Source organism: Streptomyces sp. NPDC096324 (assembly GCF_044763015.1).
Taxonomy (GTDB): Bacteria; Actinomycetota; Actinomycetes; order Streptomycetales; family Streptomycetaceae; genus Streptomyces.
The window spans coordinates 57,437-66,679 of the sequence record NZ_JBIWFK010000026.1 but is presented as its reverse complement, the minus strand read 5'-3'; the positions used below and the strand labels follow the sequence as shown (position 1 = coordinate 66,679).

Genomic DNA, 9,243 nt, shown 5'->3' with positions numbered 1-9,243 from the left:
GTCGCCCAGCTCATCTCCGACGGCCGCGCCCAGGGCTATGTCCTCAACAACGACCTGTTCGTGTTCCTCGGCCGCGGGAAGATCGCCGGCCTGCCCGCCATGGTCTGTCTGCTTCTCCTCGTGGCCGCAGCCCTTCACGTCCTGCTCAAGTACACCGATATCGGCCGCAACATCTACGCCGTGGGAGGCAATGACACCGCCGCCCGCCTCGCCGGCATCAACCTCAACAAGTACCTGCTCGCGGTGTACGCCCTCAGCGGCATGGTCGCCGCTGTCGCCGGCATCCTGCTGACCGCCCGTACCGGCTCCGGCCAGCCCGTTTCCGGCAGCGAAGGCCTCGAACTCCAGGCGATCACCGCCGCCGCCCTCGGAGGCTGCGCCCTCAAGGGAGGCAAGGGAGGTATCGGCGGCACCCTGCTCGCCGTCGCTCTGCTCGGCGCGCTCCAGAATGGCCTCACGGTGCAGGGCATCAACACCTTCTGGCAGAACGTCGCTCAGGGCGCCCTTCTGGTGGCCGCTGTGGTCATCCAGCAACGACGGTCCGGTGATCGAGCCGTCGGTCTGCCCGCGTAGAGGTCGCTTCAGCCCAGTCACCGCGGCTCGGGTTCTTGGCCGCGCCGGAGCCGCGGTTTCCTCGGCTCAGGTGTCGGCCCTGGTCGGGGCAACGAGTGGCAGCCCGGCGAGGAGACCGCCGTCGACGCGCAGTTCCATGCCGTTCACGTAGCTGGCCTGGTCGCCTGCGAGGAAGGCGACGACCTCCGCGACCTCACGCGGTTCGGCGACCCTCCCCAGCGGATGCATCGAGGTGGCGCGTGCGGCGGGAAACGGGCTGGTGCTGCTCACCATCGACGGCATCGTGCCCCGCCGGCACCAGCTACGCGTCGAAGCGTGGCGCGGCTGGAAGGAGTCGGGCAAGGGTCTTGAGCCGATCATCGAGGCCCACGCCCTGATCCTCGACCGGATACGCGAGCGCGACCCGGAAGCCGCGGCACGGGCGATGCGGGAGCACCTGGGCCAGGCACGCGAAGGCCTCGTCCGCCTCCGAGACGGGCGGCGGGAACACCCGGGGCATGATCACACATAGGCCTCGACAAGCAACAGGCGTCGCCGAAGCCGGCTGATCCGTTGTGGCGCGGGCTGGTGCCGGAAAACGCCGCGCCGGCCGATGGGGCCGGGTGATCGGTCGTGTGTCGAAGTGTTGGCAGCGTGTTCTCGGCGGTGTCCTGGTCGACGCTCCATGCACTGAGAGTTTTCCGCGTGAAGTGGCGGGCGATTCGTGAGGATTCGCGGCGGTCGTCGAACCCGCATGCCTCGGAGCCGGGGTGCCCGTTCGGCTGGCCGGAGCAGGTGTCTGTGTCGGGGCTGCTGTGCATCGCGAATTCCATCCGTCGCGCTGTGGTTTCGAAATCCGGAGGGGCATCCCCGGCTCTGCAGTCCATGAGAAATCACCCATAACGTGGCGTACAGGACTTTAGGCCCCATATTCCACTACGGAACGCGCCGATGTATTCGGTGTCCATCGGTAGTGGGCTCGAGGGATTCAGGGGCCTGGCGTTGGCGGCACCGGTGGGGTGTACCCGAGGCATAGGTAGGGGCGTGGGTGGACAGGACTCTTCCGAAGTCAGGGTGATCTTGTAGACGTTCAGGTCACGGCGGTGTGGCGGCGTTCGGTCGGTGCGCGACGTACGCGATGAACCTCCGTTGTGCGGGTGACCTCCTACCGTGTATCCCCTGATGCGCCGTCGGGTAGGTCGGCGCTTGATCGGCATCAGTCCTGGTGCGATCGGTGATGGGTGTCCGGGCAGGCGATTGGCCGGTGGCGTCACAACCGCCTGGTTCGCACGGAAACGCAGGCAGGGAGCCTTCGCGTCAGAGTGAAGCGGTGTTCCCAGTCTTCGAGTCGGAAGCGTGCCAGTGTAGGGTGAGGGGCGCCCTTGACCTGCAAAAAGCGGGCAGGGAGCCGTCTTTCAGGAGTCCAACATGCTGCGCACTATGCTCAAGTCCAAGATCTAGAATCTGGGCGTTTGCACAGGTCAGTGGCCTTGTAGGGTGGCTCAGGTCAGCAAATGGTCAGCATCGGGCTTGAAGGTGTCCCGGCTTGCTGACCTGGTGACCGCCGAGGCAGGCCCCGTGCGCGGATGCCCGGCTCCCGTTCGGAAGGTTTGCTTGGTGGCTCGTCAGCTTGCTCGCGGTATGGGTTCGTTCTTCAAGGACTGCGATTGCGTCCGGCCGTCTCGGTGTCCACACCCGTACACGATCCGTTTCCGCAACGGGGCAGGGAGGCAGGCCGAGGAGGGCGGCTTCGGCACGCAGGACGATGCGATCGAGCGCCTGACGCAGATCTACACGGAGAAGAAGCGTACGGCGCCGACCGTGGCGGAGGCGCGCCGTGAGCTGGGGCAGTTGACGGTGGCGGAGTATGCGAAGCAGTGGCGGCCGCGGCAGCGGAGGATGACGGCGTATTCCACGGGCGAGCACGTCGACAGCGCCATCAACGTCCACATCGTCCCCCGGATCGGCTCACGGAAGCTGATCACGGTGACGCCGATGGTGGTGGAGCGCTTTCTGGACGAGCTGGAGGCCGACGGGGTCGGCCGGGGTCACCAGGTCAACATCTTCCGCATCCTGAAGACGATCCTGCGAGACGCCTACGACAAGGGGGCGATGGCGGAGGATCCGGTGAAGGGCGTGCAGGAGCCGGAGTACGTCCGCGAGAAGGTGGTCATCCCGACCCTCACCTACCTCAAGCAGGCCCTGGCCGTCGCGGGGGAGGACCTGGCGCTGGAGATCGTGATGATGGCGGGGTGCGGGCTGCGCAACGGTGAGGCCCGGGCCGTGAACGTCCGCAACCTGGTGGCCGCCGACGTCTACCGGGTGCACGAACAGATCCACTCCAACACCCACCGGCCGGCGAAGCTCAAGCACCGCAAGGCGGGGGAGTTCCGCGAGGTCCCACTGCCCCGCTCGGTCCGGGAAGCGATCGAGCGCTATGAGGCGAAGCACGGCACCACCCGCGAGGGCTACCTGCTGCGGGGCCCGAGCGGCTACTACACAGAGCCGATGGAACGCCGTCGTGTCCACACGCTGTTCGACAAACTGCCGGTGGTGGAGGGGATGGGGATGTACGGGTTCCGGCACTACTTCGCCTCCAACGCTCTCGGCAACGGGATACCGATCACCGACGTCGCCGAATGGATGGGCCACAAGTCGATCGAGGAGACGTATCGCACCTACCGGCACCTGATGCCGGGAAGCATCACGAAAGCGGCACGCATCCTCGATGCCGGCCTGTGGGACACAGCCTGACCCGCCTTGGAGGCCGCCAGCAGGCGAGCGCCGCCCGGTCGGTCTCGCTCAGCTCATAGCGCGGCCGGGCGGCGGGCGCATCCGGCTTCGGCGGCGCGAGCCAGCGCCACACCGTCCGCTCCGACACCTCAAGCCCGTCCGCGACCATACGCACGTGCGCCGCGGTCAATGCCTCGTCCTCGCGGAGCCGGGACAGCCGTTCGACGGCCGCCAGGCGCTTCTCCGCCGGCACCCTCCCCAAGGACTGAAGTGTCAGTGGTGGCAGAACCGGTGAGACCGAACATGTGCCCGCATCTACACGTACGGGTGGACTGCGCGCGAACCGGTGGCAGTGCTGGAGTTCTTGTGATCCCGGTGGATCACCCGACGTCGGGGTGCGTCACCTCGCTCGGCTTCGGCGTAGACCAGGAGTTCGAGCTCGACCTCATCGCCGCAGTCGCCGCATCGGCGGACATCCTTCTCGCCAATCACTCGCAGATGGATCATCTCCGTGGTGGCCTTGCAGCCGCGGCAGTGTGTGTCGGATAGTCCGACGTAGGAACGGAGTTGCCCCTACGTCCCGAAGCCCCCTTCCCCTGCTCGGTGCCCGGTTGCCCGGAGGGTCATCATCGGGATGTGAGCCAAGTGGCAAGACCGCTTCCTGTGACGGTGGGGAGGGCTGCCACCGCCAGACCTTTGTCGGGCTGCCCCGGCAACCGTCACAGGCGAGGGGTTCGCGCCGCCACCAATGCGTTGATGGCCAGTGCCCCGAGGACGGCAACAAGGAGCGTTGTAGCAAGCACCAGCTGGACTCGCTCCGTGACGTTACCCATCCGCAAGTAAGCCTTACTGCAGCCGAGTTCGAAGTCACTGGCGGGGGTGGAGGCAGCGCCGCTGCCACTCGTGTTCCTGGTCATGGACGCAGGACACCGCGTCTCGGGCGGTACGTCAAATTCCGCAGATACCGGGGCGTTCAGGTGATCGAAAACGAGTGGGTGTACCGCGACAGCTGGCTCGGTCGCGCGTGTCACTGTCGCCAGGCCGCGGACCTCGGCGACCGCCGAACCGGCGCGGCGGATTGTATAGACCGCTTTCGGATGGGCAACCGGCGTGTGGGTGTGGCTCCACTCGAAAGAGGCATCCACCTCGACCGCACCTGACGGGACGTCTATCAAGGCAGGGGAACAGACCGGAGTCCTTGTCCCCGTTCGAGGAAGCAGAGCAGGGTCACGTTTGTCTCGTGGGTCCGCCGTTCGGTCAGCGACGCGGGGCCGTCTGGTTTCGAGGCGCTGGCGGTGCCGGTTTCGTGGGCGAGGTTCTCGGCGAGGTCGGCCAGCAGTGAACTCGGTGTGTTCGGGGACGCGGTGAGGGTCCAGGTGGGTCGCTCAGGATGTGGAACGGCCGCGATGGTCCAGGTGGCGAGGTTGTGGCTCGGGTGCTGGGCGGTGAAGGCGTCGAACTGGACGCTTGCGTCTCTGGCGGGGGACGTCCACCGGATCCATCGTCCGTCCACGGAGTGCTTCCACCCGGCCTCGGAGAGGGGCTGCGTGGCCGCGGTGACCGTCTTCTCGTCCACCGGCGCGCCGGCGGTGGTATCCCAGCCGTCGCCATAGGCGAGGTGGTCCAGCAGTTCCTGCAGCACCGGGGCCGGGGTGGCGCCGGTCGCGGTGAGGACCCACATGCGGTCGGACACGGGCGTCTCGCAGGCGGCCACGGTCCACGCGGTCTCGTCGATAGACGCTTCGTGGACGAGTTCGATGCGCAGGGTCTGGGACTCGTGGACGGCGTGCGTCGTCTCGTCCGACCAGGTCCGCCACTTCTCCCACTCGCCGTGTGTATTGAGGAACGTGTTGAGGAGGGCGTCGTGGTCGCCGGCATCGGTCAGGTAGACCGGGACAGTCTCGAATTCCAGGCGCCCTGGTTCGGGCTGGGCCGGGGGAGGGGGAGGGGGAGCGGGGTGCGGGCTTCGGCGGCGGCGCGTTCGGTGTCGGTCAGGGGGGCTGGTCCTGGGCGCATTTCGGTGCGGTGGACCTCCTCGAAGGCGAGCAGCGCTTGGGCGGGTGAGTCGAAGGTGTCGGCGATCTGGCGCAGGTGGTCCTCGCCATGGAGGTAGACGGACTTGCTGTTGGCGCCGAGGTAGGTGCCGACCGCGACGGTGGTGTGGCCATCGTGGGCGTGGGCGTGGATGAGGAGCTGGCCGTGGCGGATGTCGTCGTGGATCTTCTGGGCCTCGTTGGAGATCTTGCGGATCTCGGCGCGGGTGCACCAGGGCATCGGGTAGCTGGCCCAGGTCCATTCCTCATCTATGGCTTCCCGGAGGCGGGGCGTGATGTCGACGGTGATACCCGCGACGGTCAGGTGCTTGGCCGCGTCCTGGGCCCAGTAGGGCTCCTCGTGATCGACGCGGACCAGGACCAGGACGTTGTCGGCCAGAACGGTCCAGTTGGCCGCTTCCAGGCCCGTGTGGCGATGCGGGCCTGGGGTACGGTCAGGACGGCGGTCACGGCACTGGGATGAGTGGGGTGGGTGTCGCGGCGGACGTGGCGTCGATGGGGAGCCTGGCGGGGTGTCGTCTCTTCTGCCGGTGGCCGGCCCTTCGGGTCCGGCCACGGCGTATGCGGGTGCTATCGGGTTGCTCGCACAGCGCGGGCGGCAGGTGCGGGCGTGGTGGCTGGCGGGCTGGCGCGGGTGGTGGATGCCGGGCGCGGTCGCTGTGGCGGGACCGTTCCGGTGGCGTGCTGCCAGCGGGTACGAATGGCGCTGATGTCGGCGAGGGATCGGCGGGCGCCGACGACGAGTTGGAACGGGGTGTTCGTCAGGTCGCCGGCGTATGCCTCGATGCGCCGGCCGGTGTTATCGGCGGTGGCCAGGAGGGAACGCTGCAGGGCGCGTTGGCCCCAGTGCTCCACCGAGCCAACCGGTTCGGCCAGCAGGCGGAGGACTTCGCCCGGGTCGCTTCCGTCGTCCAACAGGCCGCGCTGCTGGGCCTCCCACAGGACGGTGACGGGGTCGGCGGGCTCGTGGCGCCGGGCGAGGGTGGTCAGGCACTGCCACAGGCCGACGTGCAGCGGCCGGGTGAAGTCGGCGGGGAGCAGCCACTGGACGGACTCGATGTCGGAGGGGTGGGCGGTGGCGGTCGCGAGCAGCAGCTGTTCCTCCTGGACCGCCTCGGTGTGGTCGGGCGCGATGGCCGGTGGCAGTGCCGCGGTGCGGGGCAGGACGCCGGATCGCGGCGGGAAGCGGGCTGCGATGTCGTCCACGACCATGGCGAGCGCGTCGGCCTCGTCGAGCACCGTCTGTACCGGATGGGGGAGGGAGACGTCCTGGACGCTCTGGACGAGTTGTTCGGCGGCGGCCCGCATACGGCAGCGGGCGTGTTCCGCCTCGACCATCCGCGCATAGGTCGGTGCGTGGCGGGACCAGGGGCAGACCTGGATCAGGTCGTGAAGGTAGGAGACGGTCAGTCCGCGGTTCTGCTCGCGGCCCTTGGCGAGCACCTTGTTGAGCCATGTGGTGTTCGCGTGCTCAGCCGGGTTGGGCGGGGGCACTGTGCTGATTGCGGCGAACAGGGCGGCGTGCGTGGCGGTGGAGAAGGAGGCGGCGGAGATGCCGGTCACGTCGTCGAGACGGTGCGGATCGAGGAGGAGGGCGCCGAGGAGGGCCTGCTCTGCGTGGAACACCGGCTGCGGTGGCGGGATCGTGTCGAGGTCGGCTTCGTCGGGTTCGGGGCTGGAGGGCATCAGGCGGCGAGAGCGAAGTCGTTGGGGTCGAGGGTGACGCCGAGGTGCGGGGCCAGGAGGTGGCCGGCGAGCAACGGCGGTACGGCATTGCCGATCTGCGAGAACTGCTGGCTTTTGTTGCCGGCCCAGGGGTAGTCGGCGGGGAAGGTCTGCAGGAGGCCGGCCTCGCGGGCGGTGATCCGGATCGGCTGCGGTACTGCCCGCGCGTCCGTGTCCTCGGTCTGCGGCGAGGCCGGCGCGGCGACCCAGGTGCACTCGTTCGCCCGGTGCCCGAAGAACAGCGTGCCCGCCGGCTCGGACAGCAAGCGGACGGTGGCGTTGGCCTGGTTGTTGCTGCGCAGCGACCACTTCCAGTGGGTGGCCTTGCTGGTGAACGTGGGTGCAGGCTCGTGGGCTGGGGTGGCGACGCGGGTACCGTGCCGGGCGGTCCAGCCCGCTCCGCGCGTCTGGGGTTCGAGTACTACTTCTGCCCCGGCAAGCCGGGGCTGCCAGTGGCCGCGCTCACGAGCGTTGGCGAGCGTCTGACGGGAACCGGAGGGAAACGGCTCGGGGCCGCCCCCGGGTCCGCCGCCAGCGCAGACGGTGGGGACGGGCCGGTCGGTCGCGCCCCAGCCCAGGGCCTCGGCCATGCTGACCCAGCGGGTTCGGCCCGGGCCGAACAGTGGCTCTGGCTCGGCGACTTGAGCGTGCGTCGGGGTAGGGGGTTGCGCCGTACGGACGCGGGAGGCCAGGAGTATCGCCCTCCTCCGGGTCTGTGGAACACCGAAGTCGGCGGCGTTGAGGATTCCGTACCAGACGGAGAATCCCCAGCTGCGTAGGACGGCCGCGTACTGCTTCCACAGCGGCAGGACGTCGGGCACTTCCTCCAGGGCGACCCAGTCGGGCTCGCCGACCGCGTTGAGGGCGTGGAGGTAGCGCATGGGCTCGGCCGCGAGAAGGGAGCGCTCGTCGCGGCAGGAGGCGAGGAGCCGTTCGCGGGTGTCGCGCCCGGCGGCGAGGTCCTCGACCGCGGCGTGCACCAGCGGCTGGTCCACCAGGCCGAGGCGCTTGCCGGCCTTGCTCCACGCCTGGCACGGAGGAGACGCGATCACACCGCGCGTCCGGCCGAGGAAGGGCCAGACCGGATATATCGCCACGTCGGTCCGAACCGTCAACTGCCCGGCAGCGGCACGGGTCCTGCACGCCCACGCATCCCATTCCAGCCCGACATCGCGCACACCGAAGACATCCAGTGCCCTGCTCCAGCCGCCCGGCCCCGCGAAAAGGTCGAGTATCACGTGGCCAGACCGAACTCGTCCTGCGTCAGCGCGTCCGCATCTCCGCGGCACGCCCAAGGCGAGCAGCCGTCCACGACGCCGTTCTCCAGCTCGTCGGCCTCGTCCGCGCCGATGCGCAGGGCTGCCCGTTCGGCGGCGGTGACGTGGTCGATCGGCGCCTTGTCCAGCGGGACGCGGGAGCGGTGCAGGAATGCCTCGCCGAGCAGTCGGCTGCCCGCCGCGTTGGCGCGGGCGTTGCCCTGCCGGATCGCCGCGTCGAATTCGACGACATCCGCCCACTCAGACGGCGATGCGTCCCTGATGTGCCTCCACTGAGCATTTCCGTGGAACGGGCAGCCGAGGCAGCTCGATTTCGGCGTATCGGCCAGCCCCAGCGAGGTCAGGTAACGGATACAGTCCGCTCTGCTCCAGTTGAGTTCTAGGAGGGGATGTCGGTTGCGCATGTACTTCACGTCGGCGTCCTTGGCCCGGTGGAACTCGTCAGTTGAGATCCCCACCCACTGCTCGACGAAGACCCCCTTGGGAATGCGTATCGGATAGGGGTATCCGAGCAGCTCGCGAACCTGCCGCTTTATCGGTTTTACCTTGTACTCACCGGTGCACTGCCGTCGGGTCATTCCGGGCCGCCCGTCCTTGTTCAAGATATGGAGGGGCATGGACGCGAAGCGGTGATCCGGGTTCAGGGCGTCGTCGCGAATGTTGCCGGACGATACGCGAAGCACCGGTATCCCGGCAGGCTTGGCTATCTCCTCTTCCAGGCGGTTCAGATGGACATAAACCGCCTGGGGTTCCCATCCGGTGTCGGCGAAGATGGCGTAGTCGACCTTCGGGAGAATGCCCTCGGCTGACAGGGACAGGAGGGTGCTGGATTGAACTCCCGCGCCAAGAGAAAGGGCGCGGAATCGGGGATGATCTGAAATGGTCTGTCCTGGGGGTGAGGG

General features: G+C 68.2%; 9 protein-coding genes. 3 read left to right on the top strand and 6 right to left on the bottom strand.

Annotated features, from left to right (window positions below; translation table 11 throughout):
- A partial coding sequence (locus ACIQ7M_RS39550) for an ABC transporter permease (RefSeq protein ID WP_403653596.1) occupies positions 1 to 573 on the top strand: 573 nt, incomplete at its 5' end.
- A gap of 66 nt (positions 574 to 639) precedes the next feature.
- On the opposite strand, the gene ACIQ7M_RS39545 is transcribed toward ACIQ7M_RS39550, so the two are convergent.
- Positions 640 to 846 carry an SDR family oxidoreductase gene (locus ACIQ7M_RS39545; RefSeq protein ID WP_403653593.1) on the bottom strand — a complete coding sequence of 69 codons (207 nt, stop codon included), beginning with the start codon at positions 844 to 846 and terminating at the stop codon, positions 640 to 642.
- Here ACIQ7M_RS39545 and ACIQ7M_RS39540 point away from each other — a divergent pair.
- Together ACIQ7M_RS39540 and ACIQ7M_RS39535 are read left to right on the top strand one after the other, a co-directional pair.
- Positions 833 to 1,084: an FCD domain-containing protein gene (locus ACIQ7M_RS39540; protein WP_403653590.1), complete on the top strand. Its 252-nt coding sequence runs from the start codon at positions 833 to 835 to the stop codon at positions 1,082 to 1,084. The two genes, ACIQ7M_RS39545 and ACIQ7M_RS39540, sit on opposite strands and share 14 nt — an antisense overlap.
- A 1,085-nt stretch (positions 1,085 to 2,169) precedes the next feature.
- Complete coding sequence (locus tag ACIQ7M_RS39535; RefSeq protein WP_403653587.1) at positions 2,170 to 3,306, top strand: tyrosine-type recombinase/integrase; 1,137 nt, start codon at positions 2,170 to 2,172, stop codon at positions 3,304 to 3,306.
- A gap of 1,150 nt (positions 3,307 to 4,456) precedes the next feature.
- Here the strand turns inward: ACIQ7M_RS39535 and ACIQ7M_RS39530 are convergent.
- The 5 genes from ACIQ7M_RS39530 to ACIQ7M_RS39510 all read right to left on the bottom strand — a co-directional run bounded on the left by ACIQ7M_RS39530 (position 4,457) and on the right by ACIQ7M_RS39510 (position 9,222).
- Positions 4,457 to 5,020, bottom strand: a complete 564-nt coding sequence (locus ACIQ7M_RS39530; RefSeq protein ID WP_403653616.1) for a DUF317 domain-containing protein — start codon at positions 5,018 to 5,020, stop codon at positions 4,457 to 4,459.
- 146 nt (positions 5,021 to 5,166) lie between these two features.
- Complete coding sequence (locus ACIQ7M_RS39525; protein WP_403653619.1) at positions 5,167 to 5,895, bottom strand: hypothetical protein; 729 nt, start codon at positions 5,893 to 5,895, stop codon at positions 5,167 to 5,169.
- A 14-nt stretch (positions 5,896 to 5,909) separates the two neighbouring features.
- Entirely contained in the window at positions 5,910 to 7,025 is a 1,116-nt protein-coding gene (locus ACIQ7M_RS39520; protein WP_403653584.1) for a DnaB-like helicase N-terminal domain-containing protein, read from the bottom strand.
- A complete protein-coding gene (locus tag ACIQ7M_RS39515) occupies positions 7,025 to 8,302 on the bottom strand; it encodes a DNA cytosine methyltransferase (protein ID WP_403653581.1) in 1,278 nt (425 codons plus the stop codon). The genes ACIQ7M_RS39520 and ACIQ7M_RS39515 overlap by 1 nt, the downstream gene beginning before the upstream one ends.
- Complete coding sequence (locus ACIQ7M_RS39510; protein ID WP_403653614.1) at positions 8,299 to 9,222, bottom strand: hypothetical protein; 924 nt, start codon at positions 9,220 to 9,222, stop codon at positions 8,299 to 8,301. Before ACIQ7M_RS39510 ends, ACIQ7M_RS39515 begins: the two co-directional genes overlap by 4 nt.
- Positions 9,223 to 9,243: the final 21 nt, after the last annotated feature.

Bases quoted from the DNA above. Each gene is read 5' to 3' on its own strand.
- ACIQ7M_RS39545 (WP_403653593.1), bottom strand. From the start codon at position 846: ATGGTGAGCAGCACCAGCCCGTTTCCCGCCGCACGCGCCACCTCGATG.
- ACIQ7M_RS39520 (WP_403653584.1), bottom strand. From the start codon at position 7,025: ATGCCCTCCAGCCCCGAACCCGACGAAGCCGACCTCGACACGATCCCG.